This is a genomic window from Herbaspirillum sp. CF444 (assembly GCF_000282135.1).
In the GTDB taxonomy this organism is placed as follows: domain Bacteria; phylum Pseudomonadota; class Gammaproteobacteria; order Burkholderiales; family Burkholderiaceae_D; genus Herbaspirillum.
This window is the reverse complement of the sequence record NZ_AKJW01000059.1, coordinates 132690-156782: the sequence shown is the minus strand read 5'-3', so window position 1 is coordinate 156782 and position 24093 is coordinate 132690. Positions and strand designations below refer to the sequence as shown.

The 24093-nt window shown below is 59.8% G+C and carries 14 protein-coding genes, 2 tRNA genes and 1 pseudogene; 8 read left to right on the top strand and 9 right to left on the bottom strand.

What is annotated here, in order from left to right:
- Window positions 1-255: 255 nt before the first annotated feature.
- The gene (locus PMI16_RS12495; protein ID WP_007879983.1) at window positions 256-1782 is read left to right on the top strand and encodes a hypothetical protein; all 1527 of its coding nucleotides are present in this window, start codon (window positions 256-258) and stop codon (window positions 1780-1782) included.
- A 129-nt stretch (window positions 1783-1911) separates the two neighbouring features.
- Here the strand turns inward: PMI16_RS12495 and PMI16_RS25305 are convergent.
- From PMI16_RS25305 to acs, 3 genes and pseudogenes are all read right to left on the bottom strand, one after another.
- Window positions 1912-2142 (bottom strand): annotated as a pseudogene (locus PMI16_RS25305) (Arm DNA-binding domain-containing protein); the annotation flags it as partial.
- A gap of 323 nt (window positions 2143-2465) precedes the next feature.
- Window positions 2466-2556, bottom strand: a tRNA-Ser gene (locus tag PMI16_RS12490).
- A 205-nt stretch (window positions 2557-2761) separates the two neighbouring features.
- Entirely contained in the window at window positions 2762-4744 is a 1983-nt protein-coding gene (gene acs, locus PMI16_RS12485; RefSeq protein ID WP_007879981.1) for an acetate--CoA ligase, read from the bottom strand.
- A 445-nt stretch (window positions 4745-5189) separates the two neighbouring features.
- Between acs and PMI16_RS12480 the strand changes: the two genes are divergently transcribed.
- The 4 genes from PMI16_RS12480 to PMI16_RS12465 all read left to right on the top strand — a co-directional run bounded on the left by PMI16_RS12480 (window position 5190) and on the right by PMI16_RS12465 (window position 8528).
- Window positions 5190-5813, top strand: coding sequence for a YqhA family protein (locus PMI16_RS12480; protein ID WP_007879978.1), 624 nt, complete (start codon window positions 5190-5192; stop codon window positions 5811-5813).
- Between the two features lie 36 nt (window positions 5814-5849).
- Window positions 5850-7391, top strand: a complete 1542-nt coding sequence (locus PMI16_RS12475; RefSeq protein ID WP_007879976.1) for a fumarate hydratase — start codon at window positions 5850-5852, stop codon at window positions 7389-7391.
- A 130-nt stretch (window positions 7392-7521) separates the two neighbouring features.
- Entirely contained in the window at window positions 7522-8352 is an 831-nt protein-coding gene (murI, locus tag PMI16_RS12470; RefSeq protein ID WP_007879973.1) for a glutamate racemase, read from the top strand.
- Between the two features lie 100 nt (window positions 8353-8452).
- A tRNA-His gene (locus PMI16_RS12465) sits at window positions 8453-8528 on the top strand.
- Between the two features lie 265 nt (window positions 8529-8793).
- On the opposite strand, the gene PMI16_RS12460 is transcribed toward PMI16_RS12465, so the two are convergent.
- Both PMI16_RS12460 and PMI16_RS12455 read right to left on the bottom strand, forming a co-directional pair.
- Window positions 8794-9462, bottom strand: coding sequence for a response regulator transcription factor (locus PMI16_RS12460; RefSeq protein WP_007879971.1), 669 nt, complete (start codon window positions 9460-9462; stop codon window positions 8794-8796).
- 625 nt (window positions 9463-10087) lie between these two features.
- Window positions 10088-10879, bottom strand: coding sequence for a ferredoxin--NADP reductase (locus PMI16_RS12455; protein ID WP_007879966.1), 792 nt, complete (start codon window positions 10877-10879; stop codon window positions 10088-10090).
- A 257-nt stretch (window positions 10880-11136) separates the two neighbouring features.
- On the opposite strand from PMI16_RS12455, the gene PMI16_RS12450 reads away from it, so the two are divergent.
- A complete protein-coding gene (locus tag PMI16_RS12450; protein ID WP_034380292.1) occupies window positions 11137-12903 on the top strand; it encodes an autotransporter assembly complex protein TamA in 1767 nt (588 codons plus the stop codon).
- Between the two features lie 30 nt (window positions 12904-12933).
- Window positions 12934-16938: a translocation/assembly module TamB domain-containing protein gene (locus PMI16_RS12445; RefSeq protein ID WP_007879964.1), complete on the top strand. Its 4005-nt coding sequence runs from the start codon at window positions 12934-12936 to the stop codon at window positions 16936-16938.
- A 235-nt stretch (window positions 16939-17173) separates the two neighbouring features.
- Here PMI16_RS12445 and corA read toward each other — a convergent pair whose 3' ends face one another.
- The 3 genes from corA to PMI16_RS12430 are packed head-to-tail and all read right to left on the bottom strand — an operon-like array spanning window position 17174 to window position 20513.
- Window positions 17174-18154, bottom strand: a complete 981-nt coding sequence (gene corA, locus PMI16_RS12440) for a magnesium/cobalt transporter CorA (protein ID WP_007879963.1) — start codon at window positions 18152-18154, stop codon at window positions 17174-17176.
- Window positions 18151-19068, bottom strand: a complete 918-nt coding sequence (locus PMI16_RS12435) for a DMT family transporter (RefSeq protein ID WP_007879962.1) — start codon at window positions 19066-19068, stop codon at window positions 18151-18153. Before PMI16_RS12435 ends, corA begins: the two co-directional genes overlap by 4 nt.
- A gap of 20 nt (window positions 19069-19088) precedes the next feature.
- On the bottom strand, window positions 19089-20513 hold the full coding sequence (locus PMI16_RS12430) for a DHA2 family efflux MFS transporter permease subunit (RefSeq protein WP_007879961.1): 1425 nt from the start codon (window positions 20511-20513) through the stop codon (window positions 19089-19091).
- Between the two features lie 194 nt (window positions 20514-20707).
- Here PMI16_RS12430 and pabB point away from each other — a divergent pair, with 194 nt between their 5' ends.
- The gene (gene pabB / locus PMI16_RS12425) at window positions 20708-22582 is read left to right on the top strand and encodes an aminodeoxychorismate synthase component I (RefSeq protein ID WP_007879959.1); all 1875 of its coding nucleotides are present in this window, start codon (window positions 20708-20710) and stop codon (window positions 22580-22582) included.
- A gap of 39 nt (window positions 22583-22621) precedes the next feature.
- Here the strand turns inward: pabB and PMI16_RS12420 are convergent, their stop codons facing one another.
- Window positions 22622-24085: an efflux transporter outer membrane subunit gene (locus PMI16_RS12420; RefSeq protein WP_007879958.1), complete on the bottom strand. Its 1464-nt coding sequence runs from the start codon at window positions 24083-24085 to the stop codon at window positions 22622-22624.
- Between the last annotated feature and the right edge of the window lie 8 nt (window positions 24086-24093).

Below are 24093 nucleotides of genomic sequence, written 5' to 3'. Positions count from 1 at the left end.
GCCAACATGGGCCGCCGAGCAAAAAGAGCGAATCGACTTGGGGATTGTCTTACCTTTGGCTCATGAGGGAAAATCACTCGATATTAGGCTAAACCGACATGTAAGGGGAATAGCTTCGTACCGTCCACCATCAACATTCGAGCGCATACACCGGCTGACTTTTCTGCCACTATAGAAATTTGGTAACGAAATGACTGGCTGCAATCGGCGGCAAAAGCAGACACTTACCGTGACGCCCCGCCTCAAAGGGAAACAATGAAAGCACCGCTTCAACCTCGTGCATCGATACAAAGCGCCCCGACCTCTCAGCAATCGTTGTCAAGAGAAGATGTCGCCGGATTTAGCGACAATCGAGACAGCGCGGCCGCTCATCGCACGATGGCGCAGCAGCTTGCGATGAGCCCACGCGCCCAGTTGCAACGCAAAGCGCAAACCGTTTTGCGGCCGGCTTCGGACAGCGGAGCATATCAACTGAAGAAGGTGACGCCAGCCAAGGCAGCAGCAGATGCGAAGGCGAAATATGATACCAAAGACGGAAATAAAGGGGCGGTCACCAATGATTGGATACTGACGTCGGAAATCACTGCTGTCGACCATGAGTGGGGTAAATTGGGAGCGGCGGATCCCGCCGGTGATAATTGGAATACCGGTTCTTCAGTGTCCGGTGGAGGCGCGAACAGACCCACTCAAAATCTGGATTTGAGAGTGCGCCGGAAAAATAGCCATGAGTCTCATTTCATCTATCATTTACCCTATTTCAAGGATATCCACGATCTCATCGCACAAGTGATGGAGATTTCGAAGGTCAATGCAGGAATCACCCACATAGCTGCGTTTAAGAGCCTCAATATCGCAAATATACGCGACGCAAAGATTGAAGAAATTGCAGAGTACGAACCGTTATCTATCAACTTGCTGACTAGACTCCCTTTATATGATGAGAATAAAACGGATATCGAGGCTGCACATCCTAATTTCTTAGCGGATGTTGAAGCGAAGCAGCTAAATCCTGCGAATGCGGATCTCGCTACCTTGAAGCAGAATCCGCAGGTAATCAATCGCTATCCAGGGATTTTGGCGAAAAAGACAGCCATGCAAGTGCAGGCGAAGGTAGGTGTCTTGAGGACTAAATTGCCTCCTACACGTAATCAATACGCTGTCGGAACGGAATTCGCGGCAAGGCAAACGGCGGATGAGTGCATCGTAGTGACCAGGAGAGGACGGACAATTGCTGGCGTCGATACCCTGCTTGGTGCCGCCTTATGTACAGAGATTGATGCGTTGATTGAAAGACATCGTCAGTTTGGCATCCAGATACAACAATATAAAACGTTACTTGCGCAGGCCAACACGTTGGCGGCAGACGTTGCGACGAGGAATAATGCGCTTCCTATCGCAGGTGCAGCGGCAGCAGCAGCGGCAGCAGCAGTTAAACCGCTGACAATTGTCGAGTGGAATAACTACATGGAGAGATTCAAGAGCTTGGCGGCGAGTCACAAGAACATCAAGACGACCATACGAACAGAAGAGGATGCCGAGATACTTGCAGTTATGAAGCCGTTACTGACCAAAATAAAACTCTTGCAACCTGCGGGCAAGCGCAACGCAGATGAGGACGATGCGAGCGCAGTAGGCGCTGATGAACATGCGAGAAAAGTCTCCCGAAAGAACGCTGCCGATGTGAAGGGCGAACCGCCCGCGGCAGTAGCGGTAGTAGCGGCTGTTGCGCCTGTTGTCGGCGCGGCGGCTGCTGCTTCGGCCCCTGCCGTCACACCGAACTAGCTCTCTGCGCACCAACTCCCATACTATCGCACTGCTGCGCACTGTACTGTGTCGGCGTCTTGCGAATAATCTGCGAAACATGCTGGTGAAGGCGCTAGCCTCACTTTGCGATCCTCGATAGGATCAACGGAGTTTGCGACACCGCGTCGCTTCAGAACGAGCTTCGGCCAGCGAAATAGCAGAAAGCGGGCCCAACCCCATCTCCCGAGAGCGTTTGGCCAGTGTGAACCGGAATATCCAAGATCGTGAGCCGCTCGGGGAAATCTGCAAATAAAGACCGCCACCATCGGCGTGATAGCCGGGGGAGGCCTCTTTGGCCACTTTTACTGCATTTAATCGATGGATTGATTTAGCCGACATACCCTCAAGCCTACCCACATTTGATGGTGCGATTATGTGGGTAGCCCTGAGAACAGGCAAGAAGGTTGTTACCCCCGGAAAGGCCGTCCAGCTTGGCCTTTCGAGAGCGTTAGAGATTTACTGAGAACCTCTGAGAACTATATTTGGCGGAGAGAGGGGGATTCGCCTACGTTCCGCAGGCCGCTGAATCGCTTGCAAGCGATTCCCTTCGAATCCACCACGTAAGCCGCGCAGGCGGCTTACTTCTCTCCGCAGATGGGTTTGCTGCGCAAACAAAATGGAAATACAAATAAAAACGCCCGCTGGCGCGGGCATTTGTATTCTGGCGGAGAGAGGGGGATTCGAACCCCCGATAGGCTATTAACCTATACACGCTTTCCAGGCGTGCGACTTCAACCACTCATCCATCTCTCCGGAATTTGGCTTCGTTTTTAGCGAAGCCGCTGATTATAGCAACATTTTTCGGAAAATGAGATGGTTTTATCCCCTTACCCACTAAAAAATAATGGCGAGGCATTGCTGCCCCGCCATGATTACTTGCCTGATCGCTATCGATCGCCGGGCCGCCAGCGAGCTTGAGGCGCTGTCCGCCGGCCCTTCCGAACGATCATTACGTCTCTTATTGCGCTTCTTTCAACTGATCCAGGATGGCCGGATTTTCCAGCGTGGAGATGTCCTGGGTGATGTCCTCGCCCTTGGCCAGCACGCGCAGCAGGCGGCGCATGATCTTGCCGGAACGGGTCTTGGGCAGGTTGTCGCCGAAACGGATTTCCTTCGGCTTGGCGATGGGGCCGATTTCCTTGGCGACCCAGTCGCGCAACTCCTTGGCGATGGCCTTGGCTTCGTCGCCGGTCGGGCGCGGGCGCTTGAGGACGACGAAGGCGCAGATCGATTCGCCGGTGGTTTCATCCGGTTTGCCGACCACGGCGGCTTCGGCCACGATGGGATTGGCGACCAGCGCGGATTCGATTTCCATCGTGCCCATGCGGTGACCGGAAACGTTGAGCACGTCGTCGATGCGGCCGGTGATGGTGAAGTTGCCGGTTTCCTTGTTGCGGATGGCGCCGTCGCCGGCGAGGTAGACCTTGCCGCCGAATTCTTCGGGGAAATAGCTCTTCTTGAAACGCTCGGGATCGTTCCAGATGGTGCGGATCATGGACGGCCACGGACGCTTGACGACCAGGATGCCGCCGGTGCCGTTGGGCAGGTCGTTGCCGGTTTCATCGACGATGGCGGCGGTGATGCCCGGCAGCGGTAGCGTGCAGGAGCCCGGCACTTGCAGCGTCGCACCCGGCAGCGGCGAAATCATGTGGCCGCCGGTTTCGGTTTGCCAGAAGGTGTCGACGATCGGGCATTTTTCATGGCCGATGTTCTTGTAGTACCACATCCAGGCTTCCGGATTGATCGGTTCGCCGACCGACCCCAACAAGCGCAGCGACGACAGGTCGTATTGCTTGGGATGGATTTTTTCATCGGCGTCGGCGGCCTTGATCAGCGAGCGGATCGCGGTCGGCGCGGTGTAGAAAATGGTGGCCTTGTGACGTTGGATCATGTCCCAGAAACGGCCTGCGTTCGGATAGGTCGGCACGCCTTCGAACACGATCTGCGTCGCGCCGACGGCCAGCGGACCATAGGCGATGTAGGTGTGGCCGGTGATCCAGCCGATGTCGGCGGTGCACCAGTAGATGTCGTTGGGCTTGATGTCGAAGGTCCACTTCATCGTCAGCACGGCCCACAGCAGGTAGCCGCCGGACGCATGCTGCACGCCCTTCGGTTTGCCGGTGGAACCCGAGGTGTAGAGGATGAACAGCGGATGTTCGGCATCTACCCATTCCGGTTCGCAGACGTCGGACTGGTTGGCGACGACGTCGTGCAGCCACAGATCGCGGCCTGCCACCCAGTTGATGTCGGCGCCGGCGCGTTTGTAGACGATGACGTTCTTGATGGTGTCGCAACCGCCCATGGCGAGGGCTTCGTCGACGATGGATTTCAACGGCAATTGCTTGCCGCCACGCACCTGGTAGTCGGCGGTGATGACGGCGACTGCGCCGGCATCGATCACGCGTTCTTGCAGCGACTTGGCGGAAAAGCCGCCGAACACCACCGAGTGCGTGGCGCCGATGCGGGCGCAGGCTTGCATGGCGGCGACGCCTTCGACCGACATCGGCATGTAGATGACGACGCGGTCGCCCTTCTTGACGCCGAGCGACTTCAGGCCGTTGGCGAAGTGGCAGACTTTCTTGTGCAGTTCGCGATAGGTGACGCGCGTGACTTTGGCGTCGTCGGATTCGAAAATGACGGCGGTCTTGTCGGCGTTGCCGTTGTCGAGATTGACGTCGAGGCAGTTGTACGAGACGTTGATCTTGCCGTCTTCAAACCATTTGTAGAACGGGGCGTCGGACTCGTTCAGGGTTTTGGTGAAAGGCTGCTTCCATTGCAGGTTTTCACGCGCCAGCCGGGCCCAGAAACCTTCGTAGTCGCGCTCGGCTTCGGCGCACAAGGCGTTGTAGGCATCCATGCCGGATACGGCGGCATTCTTTACGAATTCCGCCGGTGGAGCGAATACACGGTTTTCCTGCTTGAATGTTTCGATGTCTGCCACGATTAGTCTCCTGCGATTGATGATTTTGCGTTTTGCAAAACATAGGCGTATTCACTTACTCAGTCCTTACACCTTCCGGATTGATGCCCCTCCGGAAGTCGCGTCTGCACTTCGTTCGCTGCGATGCATGCGCCTGTCCAAAGGTCAGACCATGGCGATGCGGCGAAATTTGCGAAGCGCCCGTCTTGCGATATTGCCCGTCTGCATTATCGCATTTGCCGGCCGGATCGACAGCAATGACGGCGCAATCGCGCCGTGCCGCCAAGAGAGCGGCAAGGGAGTGTAAAATAGCGGCCTGAATTCGTCCGCAGCTTGCGACGACGCGCCAGACAAGGTACCGAACGAGTGCCGCCTGGATACCGGCAACGACCGAACAAAGCGTCGCCGGCATCGCGCTCCGCAAACATCTCCGGTTTCAACACTACGATTTTTAAGATTCGCGCCAATGAAAGACACCCGCCCCGCTTCTTCCGCCAAGAAAAAGATCGGCATTCTGCCCAATCTGATTTTCATGAGCCGGTGGCTGCAGTTGCCGTTGTATCTTGGCCTGATCCTGGCGCAGTGCGTCTATGTCTATCACTTCTGGGTCGAGCTCAGCGACCTGATCGGCGCGGCGCTGGGCAATCCGTCTTCGCTGGAACATATCCTCGACGCCGTCGCCATCGAAGGCGCGCTGCGTCCGGAAAAGCTCAACGAGCAAACCATCATGCTGGTGGTGCTGGCGCTGATCGACGTGGTGATGATTTCCAATCTGCTGATCATGGTGATCGTGGGCGGCTACGAGACCTTCGTCTCGCGCATGAATCTGGAAAGCCATCCCGACCAGCCCGAATGGCTGTCGCACGTGAACGCTTCCGTGCTCAAGGTGAAGCTGGCGACGGCGATCATCGGCATCTCGTCCATCCATCTGCTCAAGACCTTCATCAACGCCAACCTGTACGACGTCAAGACCCTGCTGGCGCAGACCGGCATCCACATCACTTTTCTGTTGTCCGCCATGGCGATCGCTTACTGCGACCGGCTCATGAGCCATCCGCAGGAGCCGTCGGGGTCGCCTGACCTGCACTGACGTCCCTTTTATTCATTCAACCCGAGAGAACCAGCCATGACCATCATCAAGCAAGACGATCTCATCGAATCCGTAGCCGCCGCGCTGCAATACATCAGCTACTACCATCCGGTGGACTACATCCAGCATCTGGCGCGCGCCTATGAGCTGGAGCAAAGCCCGGCCGCGAAGGATTCCATCGCCCAGATCCTGACCAACTCGCGCATGTGCGCCGAAGGCAAGCGCCCGATCTGCCAGGATACCGGCATCGTCAACGTGTTCCTGAAGATCGGCATGGGCGTGCGCTTCGAAGGCTTCTCCGGGTCCATCAGCGACGCCGTCAACGAAGGCGTGCGCCAGGGCTACAGCCATCCGGACAACGTGCTGCGCGCATCGATCGTGGCCGACCCGCAATTCGAACGCAAGAACACCAAGGACAACACCCCTGCCGTGATCCACATGGAACTGGTGCCGGGCAACACCGTCGACGTGCGCATCGCGGCCAAGGGCGGCGGTTCCGAGAACAAGACCAAGTTCGTCATGTTGAATCCTTCCGACTCGCTGGTGGACTGGGTCCTGAAGACGGTGCCGACCATGGGCGCCGGCTGGTGTCCGCCGGGCATGCTCGGCATCGGCATCGGCGGCACCGCCGAGAAAGCCATGCTGATGGCCAAGGAAGTGCTGATGGACGACATCGACATGTACGAACTGAAGCAGCGCGGTCCGCAAAACAAGACCGAAGAACTGCGCATCGAACTGTGCGACAAGGTCAATGCGCTCGGCATCGGCGCGCAAGGCCTGGGCGGCCTGACCACCGTGCTCGACGTCAAGATCATGATGCATCCGACGCATGCGGCCTCCAAGCCGGTCGCGATGATCCCGAACTGCGCGGCGACCCGCCACGGCCACTTCGTGCTCGACGGTTCCGGCCCGGCCTACATGGAGCCGCCATCGCTGTCCGAATGGCCTGAAGTGCACTGGGTACCCGATACCGAGAAGTCCAAGAGCGTCAACCTCGACACGCTGACCAAGGAAGAAGTCGCATCGTGGAAGCCGGGCCAGACCCTGCTGCTAAACGGCAAGATGCTGACCGGCCGCGACGCCGCGCACAAGCGTATCCAGGAGATGCTGGCCAAGGGCGAGAAGCTGCCGGTCGACTTCACCAACCGCGTGATCTATTACGTCGGCCCGGTCGATCCGGTGCGCGACGAAGTGGTCGGCCCGGCCGGTCCGACTACCGCCACGCGCATGGACAAGTTCACCGACATGATGCTGGAGCAAACCGGCCTGATCTCCATGATCGGCAAGTCGGAGCGCGGTCCTGCCGCCATCGAGGCGATCAAGAAGCACAAGTCGGCTTACCTGATGGCGGTCGGCGGTTCGGCTTACCTGGTGTCCAAGGCGATCAAATCGGCCAAGGTGCTGGGCTTTGCGGACCTGGGCATGGAAGCGATCTACGAGTTCGACGTCAAGGACATGCCGGTCACCGTGGCGGTCGACGCCAACGGCATCTCGGTGCACAACACCGGTCCTGCCGAGTGGAAGGAAAAGATCGCGACCAACACCGCGCTGAGCAAAATCCCCGTCACGGCTGCATGATGACGCAGCAACAAGCGACACAAGCGACACAAGCGACACAAGCGACACAAGCGACACAAGTGAAGCTGCAACCGGAGATCGTTCGCTGATGACCGGTGCGGCTTTACCGTCACAATCGCAGGCAACACCGATGCCGATGGCCGCCGATGCGCCCATCGGCATTTTCGATTCCGGCATCGGCGGTTTGTCGGTGCTGCGTCATGTCCGCGTGGCCTTGCCGCGAGAAAAACTGCTGTATTTCGCCGACTCCGGCTATGCGCCCTACGGCGACAAGGAAGAACAGCAGATCGTCGACCGCTCGCTGGCTGTGGCAAGTTTTCTGGTGGAAGCCGGCATCAAGGCGCTGGTGGTCGCCTGCAATACCGCCACCGCCGCCGCCATCCAGGCCATCCGCCAGCACTGGCCGCAACTGATCGTGGTCGGTATCGAACCCGGCCTCAAACCGGCTGCGGCGCAAAGCAGGAGCAAAATCGTCGGCGTACTGGCCACGCGCAGCACCTTGGCGAGCAAACGCTTCGTCCGGTTGCGCGAGCAGATCGCCGCAACGAACGAGGTACGCTTCCTGTCGCAAGCCTGCGTGGGACTGGTCGATCAGATCGAGAAAGGCGAACTGCAGTCTGCCGCCACCGCCAGACTGGTGGATCAATATGTCGCCCCGCTCGTCGAGCAAGGCGCCGACACGCTGGTGCTCGGTTGCACGCACTATCCTTTTGTCCGCGCGCTGATCGAATCCGCCGCCCATCATGCCGGCCTGGCCTCACCCGCCATCATCGACACCGGAGAAGCCGTCACGCGCCAGCTACAGCGTTTGCTGGAAGAACGCTCGCTAGGCAACACCGGCGCCCCGATGGAAGCGCTGACGGCCTATACGACGGCTAGCGCATCGACGCTCGACACGATCTTTGCCAGCCTGCTGCAAATACGGCCCGATATCGTCGAGATTACGGGGAAAACAGCCTGATCGAAATTGAATGACTAATTCATTTGCCATAAGTCCCACAGTTTTGTATAATCTTGTGCTTCACTGGCTTAAGGCAGAAACAAGTCTTGGTCATGCAGTGGTGGCTGTAGCTCAGTTGGTAGAGTCCAGGATTGTGATTCCTGTTGTCGCGGGTTCGAGTCCCGTCAGCCACCCCAAATACTGCAAAGGCGCAAAAGTGTTTCGCGCTTACAAAATCTCTGCCAGCAAATAATCAAGGACCGGATTCGGTCCTTTTTTGTTTTCCAAGCCCTGTGCACCTGCAGCCCGGCAAGTCATGCGGCCTTATGCAGCCTTATGCAGCCTTATGCGACCTTTATTGCCAAAATGAAAATTTGCCGACACTTGCGCCCCGCTTAGCCGAATAAAAAAGCCTGCCCACGTTTGTCATGGACAGGCTTCGGGACAGTGAACATAAGAACCTTAGATCATCCCGGTTGCATACGCGTACTTGATCAGATCCGCATCGGTCGCCAGTCCCAGCTTGCGCATGGCGTTGTTCTTGTGCGTGCTTACCGTGCTTGGCGTGCGCGACAGGCGTTCGCAGATGTCGCTCAACGAACTGCCGCCGACGAACAGGCGCACGACTTCCAGCTCGCTCATCGTCAACTCCTTGTTCTGCGTAAAAGCATCGCCCTGCGCCCAACTCATCTCCAGTTCGCCGCGCAAGGAAACAGGAAAATAAACCTGCTTGCTGGTCTGCGTCGCCAGGCAGGCGTTGATCAGCTCTTCCGCTTTTTCTTTCTTGCTGATCACCGAGAACACGCCCAGGCGATACAGGCGCTTGACGACCGCGCTGTTGTTCATCGCGGTATAAACGATCAGCTTGGTCGACGGGTAGTCGTTGCGAATGCGCTTGATCAGGACAAAGCCATCCGATTCGTCCTTGTCGTCGGTCGGCATGGCGAAGTCGGTGATGACGACTTCGCATGGCGTGCGCTGCAGGGCTTCCAACAATTTTTCACCGGTCGGCGCCATCAATACGATGCGAAATTCCGGCAGACGGCTCAACTCATTTTTCAGTGCGCTCAATACGACCGGATGGTCGTCGGCAATCGCGATCTGCAATACCTTATTCAAAATCAGACTCATACCTTCTCCTATCATCAATTCATGTAGACAGTCGCTCCCGTCATGTACCCTCTCGTGCATGCACGATGCAGCACTCAACAATCCATGCTCCGGAGCGAACGTTTATGCGCTTTTGATCCCGCCATTTTTCCCTTCCTGATGTTGATACGCGCTTTTTTTCATGAAAGCGCGCGAAAAAAATTTCAGAAAAAATCGAGATTGCGAAGCGACGATAATTTACGAAACTTATCCGAAAATAAATTCATAACACGATGAGTATAGGAAGATGGGGCCTTAAAAATCTCTAGGAAAATTCTTATTTTTATGAATATTTTTTTCTGTGGCCGGCCGTTTTTTGGGGAACTTAGAATCGCGAAAGATGACATGCCAAAATAAAACCCCTGCGATTTTCTTTTGGTTTTCGGATGATGCTTTCATAGCGAAAAAATGCGTAAATCGTTTCTATCCGGCGGCCCTGTTGCATACCTCCCGGGAGCGGCATACCAATAAGAATCTCGTCAAAACGATCGTTCATTTGCGTAGGCTCCGTTTCGATGTGAGGGTGAAAAACAACATAAAAAAAATGGCGATGAGACCTGTCGCCCGCATCGCCACCCATCGTCCCCGGCAAAGCCGACGGCCGTTGTCACCAATAATCTTCGGTAATGAACTGACCGCCGCCGGCGCGACGACAGGGGCCAAGGCCGCGCTCTTTCAGGATCTCCCGCACCTCGGTAATCATGTCGGGGTTGCCGCAGACCATCAGGCGCGACGATGCCGCCGTAATCGGCAAACCCGCGCTGCGCTCAAGACCGCCGTCGCGCAGCGCACTCGTGATACGGCCATGCAGGCGATCCGATGCGGTCGCGCCATCGTCCCGCGTCGTCATCCGTATCAGTTGCAACCGGGCCGGCAGGTTTTGCGCCGCCGCCTCTGCGCGCAAGGACTGGAATTTTTCCTGATAGGTCAATTCTTCCTCGTGACGCACGCAATGCACCAGAATCAGATTGCGGAACTGTTGCCACACCTCGCGCTGCTGCAGAATGGAAACGTAGGGCCCGAGGCCGGTGCCGGTCGCCAGCATCCAGAAATCCTCGCCGTCGGTGAAGCGATCCGGCGTCATGAATCCATAGCTGAGCTTTTCCACCCATATCGGGTCGCCGGGCTGCAACTGGTTCAGCGCCGACGTGAACAAGCCGTCGGGAACGATGATGGCGTAGTACTCCAATTGGTCCTCGGCTTGCGCCGAAGTGATCGAATAAGCGCGCCATACCATTTCGCCGTTGACCTGCAATCCAAGTCGTGCGAACTGCCCCGGCGCAAACCGATAACCGGCCGGCCGCGTCGTCCTGAATGTCAGTAATTTTTCCGTCCAGCGATGGATCGAGACAAGACTTTCCTGCGTTGCCTTGTCCGTTGCAGCTGTCTGCTCGCTCACCACGTTCCTCCTTCACATTCGTATTTGGGCAAATTCTGAAAATCGCGACGAATCGTCTGCATTCGCCTTGATTTTCCGGTTTGCCGGATACAATAACGGCAAGTCCAGACTTACCGGGCCCGCGAACCGGCCGGAGAGCCGGATCAGGGAACTATTCCCCCCCGGCAGAGCCTAGTCAAGAGAATAAACAACATCCTAACTGCACTTTCGTCCGAGTGCTTTTGATTACCAAGTTTCCCGAATTCACGCACACCCCAATGAAATGGAATTGTCGATTAGCCATTGCTGTTTTGTCGTGCGCAGCCGGATCTGCCCATGCCGCATATAAAGTCGACATTGATGCGCCCGCTCCGCTGCAAAAGATGCTCAAGGAATTTCTCGACCTGGTGCGCTACCAGGATCGTGCGGACCTGAGCGACGAACAATTGCAGTTCCTGCTCGACACCGTCAGCGACCAGGTGATGCAACTGGCGTCGACCGAAGGCTACTTCACGCCCACCACGACGATCAAGGTCGAACAAACCCAGGACGAAAAAAGCACTAAGCATGTGCAACTGCATGTAGACGCCGGGCCGCAGACGAAGATCGGCTCGGTCGAGATCACGGCAACCGGCGCCGCCGCCCAGGAAGACCCCTCGCGCATTGCTGATATCCGGAAAAACTGGTCCCTGCCCGCGGGCGCGCCGTTCCGCCAGGAAGACTGGGACACCGCCAAGAACCAGGGACTGGAAAAACTGCAGCAGCACAAATATGCCGCCGCCCGCATCGCCCAGTCGCAGGCCAGCGTCGATCCCGACGACCAGCAGGCCGACCTGACGGTGCAGTACGACAGCGGCCCGCGCTTTACGCTGGGTCCGCTGCAGATCACCGGCACCAAGCGCTATCCGGAAAGCATCATCCGCAACGTCAACCCGCTCAATGTCGGCGAGGAGTACGACGTCAACCGCCTGCTGTCGCTGCAACGCCAGATCCAGAATACGCCCTACTTCAGCAACGCCATCGTCGGCATCGACAACGATCCCGAGAATGCCGACATGGCGCCGGTCAAGGTGCAGGTCACCGAATTCCCGACGCAACGCATCCGCACCGGCGTCGGCTACGCCACCGATACCGGCGCGCAGGTAGAGGGCCGCTATACGCACTACAACGTCTTCAACAAGGCCTACGTGTTCGACAGCCAGCTGCGGCTGGAGCAAAAGCGCCAGTACGGCCTGCTCAACCTGGCCATGCCGCCGGATGGCAAGAACTTCGTCAATAGCGTCAATACTTCGATGGAACGCACACGGCTCGAAGGCGTCGACCTGCGCAGCCTGCGCGCCGGCATCAAACGTGCGCGCACCGGCGAGCTGTACGATACCGCCTACACGCTGACCTATTACCGCGACGAACTCCAACAGGAAGACGGCGCCACCTTGCCGGCCGACACCGTCATTTCGCAAGGCAAGCATCAGGCGCTGGTGCCGGGATTTTCGTGGGCGCGCCGCAATGTCGACAATCCCATCTTTCCGCGTCACGGCAACCTGCTGACGGTGGAAACCGGCTTTGCGCTCAAGGGCGTGATCACCGACCAGACCTTCGGCCGCATCTACGGACGCTTCAAACAATACCTGCCGGTCGCCAAGCGCGACCTCATCATTTTCCGCACCGAACTGGGCGGCGTCTTCACCAAAGGTTCGGCATCGGAAGTGCCGGCGTCGCTGCTGTTTCGCGCCGGCGGCAATGAATCGGTGCGCGGCTACAGCTACGACAGCATCGGCAACGCACAGAACGGCACCGTTTATCCGACCAAATATCTCGTGACGGGCAGCGCCGAATATCAGCGTTGGTTTACAGAGAAATGGGGCGCGGCAGTGTTCTATGATGTCGGCGCCGCCGCCGACAACTGGAACAACAAGACCTTCTACAACGGCGTCGGCGCCGGAGCGCGCTGGCGCAGCCCGGTCGGTTCGCTCAACCTGGACCTGGCTTACGGCGTGCAGAAGAGGCAAATCCGTCCGCACATTTCGCTTGGCATCGCCTTTTAATTCTTACTCTCGAATCGACACGACGCACGCATGACCGCACCGACGACACCAAACGCACCCGACGCCGGCGACACTTGCGACAACCCGCAAGCGCCGGCCCCTGCTCCTCGCTACGTCGGACGCCGGCTGCTGGCAAGCGTCGTTGTGTCATTGCTCGCGCTGGCGGCGACAGCGGTCTGGCTGGTCGGCACCGACAGCGGCGCGCGCAATGCATGGCGCGTTGCGGTGTGGGCGATGCAAGGCAAGTTGTCGGGAAATCTGGTCGGCGGCAATCTGGCCGAAGGCATACGCCTGCGCGATCTGCGCTACCGCGATGCGACCATGCAACTGGATATCGATCGCATCGAATCCAGCTGGCGCCTTTCCTTGCGCCAACGCCGGTTGACGGTGTCCTATCTGCACGTCGGCACGGTCGACATCAACAAGCAGCCGACGCCGCCAACCCCGACCGTCCTGCCGGCATCGCTGAGCTTGCCGCTGGCATTGGACCTGAACGATATCTCGCTGCAGCAACTGCGGCTGCAAACGGGCACCTCCGTCACCGAACTCAGCGGCCTGCAATTGCATGGCACTTCCGACGGCGTGCAACATACGCTGGTGCTGGACAAACTGACCACGGCCTTCGGCCAGGCCACTGCCCTGCTGCATCTGAACGGCAAACAGCCTTTCGCCACCAGCGGCGGCATCGAACTGGCAGGCCTGTATCAACAAGAAAAACTGCAGGAGAAATTCCAGCTGGCGGCGCAATTGTCCGGCTCCCTCGAAGAGCTGGGCATTGCCCTGAGCGCCACCGGCGACAAGCTCAACGGCTCCGCCGACATCGTCGCCACGCCCTTCGCCGCCGTCCCGCTGAAGAAAGCCAAGGTCGACCTGCAGCACGTCAATCCGCAAACCTTCAGCCCCGGCGCACCGAAAGCGGACCTGCGCCTGCAAGCCGACCTGGCGCCGGCAGCCGGCGCCACCGCCGACAATTTACGCGTCGCGGGCGATGTGACGATAGTCAACGCCATCCCGGGCAGCATCGATCAGCAACGCTTGCCATTGACTTCAGCCAAGGCCAGCGTCGATCTGGGCGTGGACAGCCAGCAGTTGTCGAACCTGCATATCGCCCTGCTCAACAAGGCCGGCATCACCGGCAAAGGGCAGTTCCGTCCGGCGGACAAGGCCGGCAGTTTCGACTTCCGGATTGCCGACCTGGACCTGCATGCCATCCACCGCGAGCTCAAGACGACCATGCTGCGCGGCCCCCTCACCGTGCAATTGAAGCCTGATGCGCAAGACATCGTCCTCACGCTGCAGGACGCCGTCTACAACGTCCAGGCTGATGCCACCATCACCGCCGACAAGGTGACGCTGAATCAAGTCCTGCTGACTGCCGCCAAAGCCCGCCTTGAACTGGCCGGCACATTGGGCACGGTCGGCGCGATGGACTATGCATTCAAGGGCAAGCTCGGCAACTTCGATCCGTCCCTGTGGATGCATACCGGCACCGTGCCGGCAAATGCCAACAACAAAGGTGCAAAAGCCGCAGGCAGCCGATCTGTCTCGGCGCGCATCAACATGGATTTCGACACCAGCGGTTCGCTGTCGCCGGCACTGCAAGCGAAACTTGCCTTCAACATCCACGACAGCAGCTACGACAACCTGCCCATGAGCGGCAACGGCAAAGTGCAACTGGCCGGCAAGCGTCTGCTGCCCAGCACCGTCGACTTGCTGGTGGCGGGCAACCAGCTGCAACTCAAGGGTGCCTTCGGTGCGCCGTCCGACCGTCTCGACGTGCACGTCAACGCGCCTCAGCTGGCGCGATTGGGATTCGGCATCTCGGGACTGCTGAAGCTGGATGGCCAGGTGACCGGCACCATGCAGCGACCGAACCTGCGCGCGACCTACAGCGGCGAACAACTGTCCTTCGGCCAGCACCGCCTGAACAAGCTCGACGGACAAGCCGATCTGCAGACCGATCTTGCCGGCGGCGCCTCGTCAGCCAACAACAAGCTGCAATTAAGCCTGAACGGCGAAGCTTACAACGGCCCGGACGCGACGCTCAAACAGCTGAAGCTGAACCTGTCCGGCACCTACGGCAGCCATCAGCTGGCGCTGCAGGCCGACGGCCGCGTCAGGGGGCAGACGCTGGCCTTGCAGCTCAATGCACACGGCAAGGTCACCGAAGACAAAACCGGCTACGGCTGGGACGGCGTCATCGACAAACTGGACAACCAGGGCTTGCCGCACATCGCCCTGGCGTCGCCGCTGAGCCTGACGCTGGCGCCCGACACCGTGATCGCCGGCGCAACACGGCTCAACATCGACAAGATGGCCATCGACCTGCGCAGCCTGAGCTACCGGCAAGGCCGCATCCGCTCGGAAGGCAGCGCCAAAGCCGTCGATGTCGGCCGCCTGCTGGAACTGGTGCAGGAGATGACGGGCACGCCGCCGCCGGTCAAGACCGATCTGGTGTTCGATGCCGACTGGAATTTCGGTCTGGCGGAAAGCGCCGGCGGCTTCCTGCAAATCGCGCGCAAGAGCGGCGACGTCTCCGTCAATACCGGCAGCTCGCAAGTAGCGATGGGCCTGTCGGCGCTGCAATTACGCATTGATCTCGCCGGGCAGGAAGCGAAGTTCGACGGGCGCATGGCCGCCAGCCGCATCGGCACGGTTGAGGCCACCGGCCAGGCCGGCTTCATCAGGCAGGACGGCATCCTCGCGCTGACTGCGGATTCTCCGCTCAAGATGCAGGCCAGGCTCAACGTCCCTGAAGTCAAAACCATCGGCGCCCTGCTCGGTCCGCAATACAGCCTGAACGGCAAGCTGGCCATGGAGTTCAATGCCGTCGGCACGCTCGCCAAACCGCGTCTGTCGGGCGCCATCAACGGCGACAACCTGGCCGTGACCCTGTTCGATCAGGGCATCCAGCTCAAGGATGGCATTGCCCGCATCGTCATGGACGACAACGTCATCGATTTGCGCCAGATCGAATTCCACGGCGGCGAAGGCACCTTGCGCGCGAGCGGCAAGGTGCAGCTCGGCGCCTCCGATCCCGACCTCAACGCCACCATCGTCGCCGACCGCCTGCAACTGTTCGCCAGTCCCGATCGCCAGCTGATGCTATCGGGCCAGGCCAAGCTTGCCAACGTCAATGAGCAGTTGCGCATCGACGGCAAATTCGTGGTCGACAAGGCCTTGTTCGATCTGCCCAAGAGCAGCGCGCCCAAGCTCGGCGACGACGTCGTGATCGTGCGCAAGGACAAGGATGGCAAGGCCCGGGCCAAGGCAGGTGCAGCGGCGACATCGCAGGAAAAACTGACCGCCGCCACCGAAAAGCCCGCCGGACGCTTTGCCCCGGTGATGAATATCCAGGTCGACCTGGGCAACAACTTCCGCTTCAACGGCAGCGGCGCCGACCTGCGCCTGCGCGGCGACATGACGGTGCGCAGCGAGCCCTTGCTGCCCTTGCGCGCCACCGGCACCATCAACGTCGCCGAAGGCACCTACGAAACCTTCGGCACCAAGCTCAACATCGAGCGCGGCATCATCAACTTCCAGGGGCCGATCAGCAATCCCAATCTGAATATCCTGGCGATGCGCCGCAATCAGGACGTCGAAGCCGGCGTCGAAGTCACCGGCAACGCCAACCAGCCGCGCGTGCGCCTGGTGTCGGAACCGAACGTGCCGGACGACGAAAAACTGTCATGGATGATGTTCGGCCACGGCAGCGACAGCTCGGGCCTCGGCCAGCGTAGCGCCAGCAGCCAAGCGCTCGCCTTCGTCGGCAATTTCGGCGGCAAGAAAATCGCCAAGGACATCGGCCTCGACCAGTTCTCCATCGGCGCCAGCGAGTCGGGGCTTTCGGACGAACAGGTCGTCAATCTCGGCAAGGCGATTTCGGAAAAGCTCTCAGTCGGTTACGAACAAAGCCTGACCGGCGCCGCCAGCATCGCCAAAGCAACCTGGCAGTTGTCGCGCCGCTGGTCGGTGGTGGCGCGCACGGGCACCATCAACGGTCTGAACATCCTGTACAACCGCCGCTTCGACTAAGGGTATGAACGTGCAAGCGTAAATGTGACCGTAATGCCGTTCAGTCAAGCTTAAAAACCCCCATTCACGATGACTGTCGTCCTGACGGAAGTCAGGACCCAGCGGCGTATCGACCGTCTTCACGACACTGGATCCCGGCGTTCGCTGGGACGACGGCTTCAGGAAAACAGGCTTCAATAAACGGCATTATGGTCACATCCGCCCCGTCAAAATTGCGGCATCGGCACGTAGTCGACTACAACCAGCCAACGCGGCGCAGACGGAAATACAGCCAGGTGCAGGAACCGGCAATCCCGGCCAGCACCACCGGATAACCCCAGTGCCACTCCAGCTCGGGCATGAACTTGAAATTCATCCCGTACAAACTGAAAACCATCGTCGGAATCGCCAAAATGCCGCCCCACCCCGCCAGGCGTTTGACGACTTCGTTCTGGCGAATGGTCACCTGGGCCAGATCGATCTGCATCGCGGCCGCCACCATTTCACGCAAGCGGTCGCCGGTTTCGATCAGGCGCACCACGTGGTCGTAAATATCGCGGAAGTAGATCTTGCCTTCCTTGGTGATGATGTTTTCATGGAAGCGCAGCAACTGCGTGCAGACGTCCAACAAGGGTACCGCCGCCGAACGGATCTTGATGAGCTGGCGCTTCAACTGATACAGATCCTGCAAGTGGGCGCGCTCGGAATCGCGTTCGAACAGTTCCGATTCGAATTTGTCGAAACGCGCCTCAAGATCGTCCATGATGGGGCCGTAGTTATCGACCACGAAGTCCATGATCGAATACAGCACGTAGCTGGGGCCGCGCACCAGACGATCCGGCAGGCTTTCGCAATGCTCGCGCACCTTGACGTAACTCTTCGACGAGCCGTGCCGCACCGACACGACAAAGCGCGCGCCCACGAAAATATGCGTCTCGCCGAACTGCACCACGGCGTCGACGACCTGCGCCGTTTGCAGCACCACGAACAGCGTGTCGCCGTACTCTTCGATCTTGGGCCGCTGATGCGCCGCGTAAGCGTCTTCGACCGCCAGTTCGTGCAAGCAGAACTCTTCCTTGATTTTCTGCATCAGCTCGACGCTGGGCTCCAGCAGGCCGACCCAGACGAAGGTATTGTCCTCTTCAAGGACGTCGCTGATTTCTTCGATGGTGATGTCGCGCAGCTTCTTGCCGCTCTTGTAGGCAGTGCAATTGACGATCATGTTTGCATTGATCATGTTTGTTCCTTCTTGCATGTCGATCGGACGGCCGGGCGGACTATCCTTTGTTTCAGCAGTTGCGCCAGCAGCACGCCGATCAGCGTAATGCCGCCGCCGATTGCGTGATACGAATGCACGGACTCGTCCAGAGCCGCCACGGCAATTATGACGGTAAAAATGGGGAACAGGTTCATGAACACCGTCGCGTGGCTGGCGCCCAGATGCGCGACGCCATTCATCCACAGGATCTGCGAAATGATCGATGCGGCGATGCCTGCATACAGCAGCAGCGGCAGATTGGCCGCCGTCACCGGCGAATGCGGCGCCAACAGGAACGGCGGGAACAGCAACACCACGGCGATCCAGATCTGCAGATACAAGAGATGCCAGGAAGCAATCGGCAACGCCCACTTGCGCAGCAACACGCCATACAGCGCATATGCCAGCGTCGCCAACAGCATGAGGATGTCGCCGAACACCACGCCGTGCTCGAACAACTGCATCGGATGGCCTTTGCCGATCAGGATCATCAAACCCAGCAGCGACAGCACGCCGCCGACGAGCGTGCCCCAGGTCGGCGGCTCGCGCAGGAACAGGCTGCTCAGCAGCAGGGTCAGCAACGGCATCAGCGAAGCGATCATGCCCATGCTGGTCGCCGACGAAGTGGCCGCCGCGAAGTACGCGAGGCTCTGATACAGCACCATGCCGAGCAAGGCCAGCACGAGGACTTTCAGCAAGTGCGACCGGATCGCGCGGCGTTGCCGCCATACCGGCTTCAACAAGAGCGGCGTCAGGATCAGCCCCGCCAGCAGCCAGCGGTAAAAGGAAATCGCCGCCGGTTCGATCAGGCCCGCCGACATTTTGCTGACGATGGTGTTGCCGGCCCAGATCAGTACCGCTCCGAGGGGAAAGACGCTGTATTTGAGTTGCATGGCGCGCTTGTTCTTCCGCTTCAGGCCGATGTCGGTTTTGCCGCAGAGGCGGATCCGGGACCGCGCCCGGCCAGTTCGGCCCCTGCATTCGCGGGCAGGCGCATCAGCAAGGGAATCGAAAAGGAAGCCGCCACGGCGACCGTGAGGAAGGCGGGCCAGAAGTCCTGCGCCACCAGCGTGGCATGCCCCTGCAAATGATTCGAGGTCTGCAAGGCGAAACCGCCCAGCACCACGCCCATGCCCACCGACAACTGCTGCGCCACGCTGGCGATGCTGGTGGCCTGGCTCAGCTTGTGCGTATCGACGTCGGCATAAGAGATCGCATTGAGGCTGGTGAACTGCAAGGAACGGAAGCAGCCGCCGACCAGCAGCACGATCAGCATGACGGCGTACGGCGTGGTCTGGGTGAACAAGCCGATGGCCGCGAGCGAAATCACGCCGCAGGTGCCATTGATGATCATCACGCGGCGGAAGCCGTAACGCTTGAGGAATTTCGCCGCGATCGTCTTCATGAACATGGCGCCGGCCGCCGAGGCGCACGTCAGCAGCCCGGAATGAAAAGCACTGAAACCGAAACCGAGCTGCAGCATCAGCGGCAACAGGAAAGGAATCGCACCGATACCCAGGCGAAACAGCGAACCGCCGCCGACGCCGGCCTGCAAGGTCGTGATCTTCAACAGGTTCAGATCGATCAGCGGATATTCGGTACGGCGCGCATGCCAGACGTAGGCCACCAGCGACAGCGCGCCGACCACGACGCAGGCCAGCGAGATATCGCCCGACACCAGATGACGGCCGGCGGTCGCCAGTCCCATCATCAGCAGCGAACATCCCAGCGCCGACAGGATGAAACCGGGCCAGTCGAGCGGCGCGACCTGCGCTTCCTTCTTGTTTTCAATGAAACGCGTGGCCAGGTACAGACCGAGAATGCTGATCGGGATATTGATGAAGAAAATCCAGCGCCAGTGGAAGTAGGTCGTGATGAAACCACCCAGCGGCGGCCCCAGCACCGGACCGAACATCGCAGGAATCGTCAGGTAGCTGAGCGCCTTGACCAGGTTGGCCTTGTCGACGCTGCGCAAGATGACCAAGCGGCCGACCGGCACCATCATCGCGCCGCCGATGCCCTGGAAGAAACGCGCTGCGACGAACTCCGGCAGGTTTTGCGAAATGCCGCACAGGATCGAGCCCATCATGAACACGCAGATCGCCGAACGGAAAATCGTCAGCGCGCCGAAGCGGTCCGCCATCCAGCCGCTGATCGGGATGAATACCGCCAGGCTCACCAGGTAGGAGGTCAGCGCCAGCTTCAGCGAAATCGGGTCGACCGCCATGTCCACCGCCAGCACCGGCAGCGACGTGGAGATCACGGTGGAATCCATCTGCTCCATGAACAAGGCGCAGGCAACGATCAGGGGAATGGTGAATGTGCGCGGAAATGCCATCGGAAGAAAATGAGAGTGGAAAGTGGGTCTTGATTGCCTTGATTGCCGCTATCCGGGCGACCGGTCCGGATACCGTGAAATGCCCTTCAGTATACCGTTTAAGCTATGATGCTGCCGGTGCCGGGCATGGGGCAATGCCTCACGCAATACGCCATACTTGCCATCCTTTGTGAATTTGCTCCGTTTTTTGCGCTATGATGCAGCCCCCCTGCTTTGCCTTGCTCGACGACAACGATGTGCGTGCCGCTACGCCGCGCTCGCGCCTCTACACGGGCTATCACGCCACGCTGAGCTGCCGCAGCGCCGCTGGACTTCCGGCGCTGCTTGCCGACATGCAGAAGGCGATCCAGGGCGGTTTGTACGCGGTCTCCTTGCTGCACTACGAACTGGGCGCCGGACTGCATGGCATTGATCCTCATCCGGCAGCCAGGGATGCTGAACCGGCACAGGCAGAAATCTTGCTATTCAAGCAATGCCGGCACCTGACCGCGGCTGAAACCACTGCCTGGCTGCAAGAGCAAGCCGATGCCGACGTTGCGCAGGCAAGCGGCGTCGCCAACGTCCGCGCCAGCGTGGACGAAACGCAGTTCGCCGACGACATCGCGCGCATCCGCGACTACATTGCCGCCGGCGATACCTATCAGGTCAACTACACCTACCGCCTGCACTTCGACATGTACGGTGCGCCGGCCGCCTTGTACAACAAGCTGCGCGCGCGCCAGCCGGTGCCCTACGGCGCCTTCATCCGCTTGCCGGACGGGCGCTGCGTTCTGTCGTTTTCGCCGGAACTGTTCGTGCGTCACGAACGTGGCACGCTGCATGCACAGCCGATGAAAGGCACCGCCCGCGCCAGCGGCGATGCAAAAGAAGACAAGCTTCGCGCAAACGCGCTCTCGAACGATGAAAAAAATCGCGCCGAAAACCTGATGATCGTCGACCTGCTGCGCAACGACCTCGGCAGAATTGCAGTGAACGGCTCGGTCGCGGTGCCGCATCTGTTCGCCGTCGAACGCTTTGGCCAGGTGCTGCAAATGACCTCGACCATCACGGCGCAACTGCGTCCCGACGCCACGCTTGCCGAACTATTCACCGCCCTCTATCCCTGCGGCTCGATCACCGGCGCACCCAAGCGGCGCACCATGCAAATCATCCGCGAACTGGAGAGCACGCCGCGCGGACTGTATACCGGCGCCATCGGCTGGTTCGACGCTGCTCAAGATGGCGCTTCCATCGGCGACTTTTGCCTGTCGGTGCCGATCCGTACCCTGGTATTGCAGGCGCCGCAAGACGGCGTGCGCAGCGGCGAAATGGGCGTCGGCGCCGGCATCGTCTACGACAGCAACGCCGCCGACGAATATGCCGAATGCCTCCTCAAGGCCGCGTTCCTGACCGGCCTGGGCAGCGATTTCACCTTATTCGAAACCATTTACGCCACGCATGAAGACGGCTGCCGCCATCTCGATTTGCACCTGCAACGCCTGCAAGCGTCGGCGGCTTATTTCGGCTTCGCGTTTGATGCCGCGTTGATACGCGCGGCATTGCAGCAGTCCTGCGCGCAACTACCGCCGGCCACGCCGCATCGCTTACGGCTGGCGTTGCTGCCGGACGGCGCGCTGCAAGTGCAGCAAGGCGCCTTGGCGCCACTGCCGCCGCGCGTCAAGCTGTTCGTCGCGCCGGATGTCATGCAGAGCGATGAACTGTTCCTGCAGCACAAAAGTTCAGTGCGCACCGCGTATGACAACGCCTGGCAAACCGCCGAGCGGCACGGCGGCTTCGACATGCTGTTTTTCAATGAACGCGATGAGTTGACGGAAGGCGGACGCAGCAGCGTCCTGGTGCAACTGGACGGCCGCTGGTACACGCCGCCGCTGTGCGCCGGCGTCTTGCCCGGCGTGATGCGCACCGTGCTGCTGCGGGATCCGGGATGGGCCGTCAGCGAGCGGCGCGTGACGCGTGACGAACTGCGGCGCGCGCAAGCCGTGGTGGTCTGCAATGCCTTGCGCGGTGCGGTGCCGGCCGAGGTCGTATGGGATCTTGCAGCCGTCGCAGCGACCGACGACAAAAAATAAGCGCAAGACGTTCAGCCCTGCGCCTGGGCGACTCCCTGCTTAATTCTTCTTGCTCTGTTCCGACTGCGTCGCCAGCTTGCCCATGTCCGCGATATTCTGATCGCTCCAGCCGCCGCCCAGGGCCTTGGTCAGCAGCACGCTCGCAGCCATGCGGCGATACAGGATATCCAATGCCGAGCGTTCACTGGCCAACGCGGTCGCCTGCGCCGTGATCACGCTGACATAGCTGACGGTGCCGGCCTTGTATTGATTGGTGACCAGCGTCACGGCCAGGCGCGCCGATTGCAGGGCCTCGTCCTGCACTGCGGCCTCCTGCTCCAGGATGCGCAAGGCGGCGAGATTGTCTTCCACTTCCTGGAACGCGGTCAGCACGGTCTGCTTGTAGGTCGCGGCGGCGGCGTCATAGGTCGCAATGGCCTGGTTGGTGGCGGCCTTGCCGGCGCCGCCGTCGAAGATCACCTGGCTGATCTGCGGACCCAGCGACCATACGCGGCTCGGCACGTTGAACAGATTGGCGATGCCGTTGGTGCTCAGATAGCCGGCCGATCCCGTCAATGAAAAATCAGGATAATACGCGGCTTCGCTCACGCCGATCTGTGCATTGGCGGAGGCCACGCGACGCTCGGCGCCGGCCACGTCGGGACGACGTTCCAGCAACATCGACGGCATCGCCAGCGGGATCGGCGGCGCCGTGGCCGTCAGCGGCGACGGCTTGATGGCAAAGCTCGATGCCGGCTGCCCCACCAGCAAGGCGATCGCATGTTCCAGTTGCGCGCGCTGCACGCCGTTGTCCAAGGCTTGCGCCTGTGCGGTCTTGAGCTGGGTCTGCGCCTGGATCACGTCGGACTTGGCGACAATGCCGGCGGCGTACTGGTTTTGCGTCAGTTGATACGAGCGTTGATAGGCTGCGACGGTGTCTTCCAGCAGTTGCTGCTGGGCGTCGAGCACGCGCAATTGCAGGTAGTTTTGCGCCAATTGCGCCTGTGCGCTCAGGCGTGCCGCCGCCAGATCGGCAGCGGTGGCTTGCGCGCTCGCTTCATTCGATTCCACATTGCGGCGCACGCGGCCCCAGACGTCGATCTCCCAGGCGGCATTGAGCGACAGCGCGTAGCTGTCCTTGGTGGTCGATTTTCCCGCCGCGGTATACGTGGCGGAGCGCGTCTTGCTGGCGCTCAGCCCCACGGTCGGGTAATAGTCGGCGCGCGCGGTTTGCACCAGCGCCATCGCCTTGCGGAAATTGGCTTCGGCCACGGCCAGGTTCTGGTTCGACACATCGACCTGTTCCACCAGCGCGTTGAGTTGCGCATCGTTGAACATTTCCCACCACTTGCCGTTCAGCGCCAGCTCATTCGGCTGCGCCGGCTTCCAGCCTTGCAGTTCCTTGAAGGCGGTCGGCGCCGGCGGCATCGTCGGACGCACATAGTCGGGACCGAGCGTGCAGGCGGCCAATGCCGCCACCAGCGGCGTCAGCAAGAAGAGGCGATTGATTTTACGTTGTTTCATTTTCATTT

Bases quoted from the DNA above. Each gene is read 5' to 3' on its own strand.
- PMI16_RS12445 (WP_007879964.1), top strand. From the start codon at position 12,934: ATGACCGCACCGACGACACCAAACGCACCCGACGCCGGCGACACTTGC.
- PMI16_RS12460 (WP_007879971.1), bottom strand. From the start codon at position 9,462: ATGAGTCTGATTTTGAATAAGGTATTGCAGATCGCGATTGCCGACGAC.
- PMI16_RS12435 (WP_007879962.1), bottom strand. From the start codon at position 19,068: ATGCAACTCAAATACAGCGTCTTTCCCCTCGGAGCGGTACTGATCTGG.
- pabB (WP_007879959.1), top strand. From the start codon at position 20,708: ATGATGCAGCCCCCCTGCTTTGCCTTGCTCGACGACAACGATGTGCGT.
- PMI16_RS12495 (WP_007879983.1), top strand. From the start codon at position 256: ATGAAAGCACCGCTTCAACCTCGTGCATCGATACAAAGCGCCCCGACC.
- PMI16_RS12430 (WP_007879961.1), bottom strand. From the start codon at position 20,513: ATGGCATTTCCGCGCACATTCACCATTCCCCTGATCGTTGCCTGCGCC.
- corA (WP_007879963.1), bottom strand. From the start codon at position 18,154: ATGATCAATGCAAACATGATCGTCAATTGCACTGCCTACAAGAGCGGC.
- PMI16_RS12450 (WP_034380292.1), top strand. From the start codon at position 11,137: ATGAAATGGAATTGTCGATTAGCCATTGCTGTTTTGTCGTGCGCAGCC.
- PMI16_RS12475 (WP_007879976.1), top strand. From the start codon at position 5,850: ATGACCATCATCAAGCAAGACGATCTCATCGAATCCGTAGCCGCCGCG.
- PMI16_RS12480 (WP_007879978.1), top strand. From the start codon at position 5,190: ATGAAAGACACCCGCCCCGCTTCTTCCGCCAAGAAAAAGATCGGCATT.
- PMI16_RS12420 (WP_007879958.1), bottom strand. From the start codon at position 24,085: ATGAAACAACGTAAAATCAATCGCCTCTTCTTGCTGACGCCGCTGGTG.
- murI (WP_007879973.1), top strand. From the start codon at position 7,522: ATGCCGATGGCCGCCGATGCGCCCATCGGCATTTTCGATTCCGGCATC.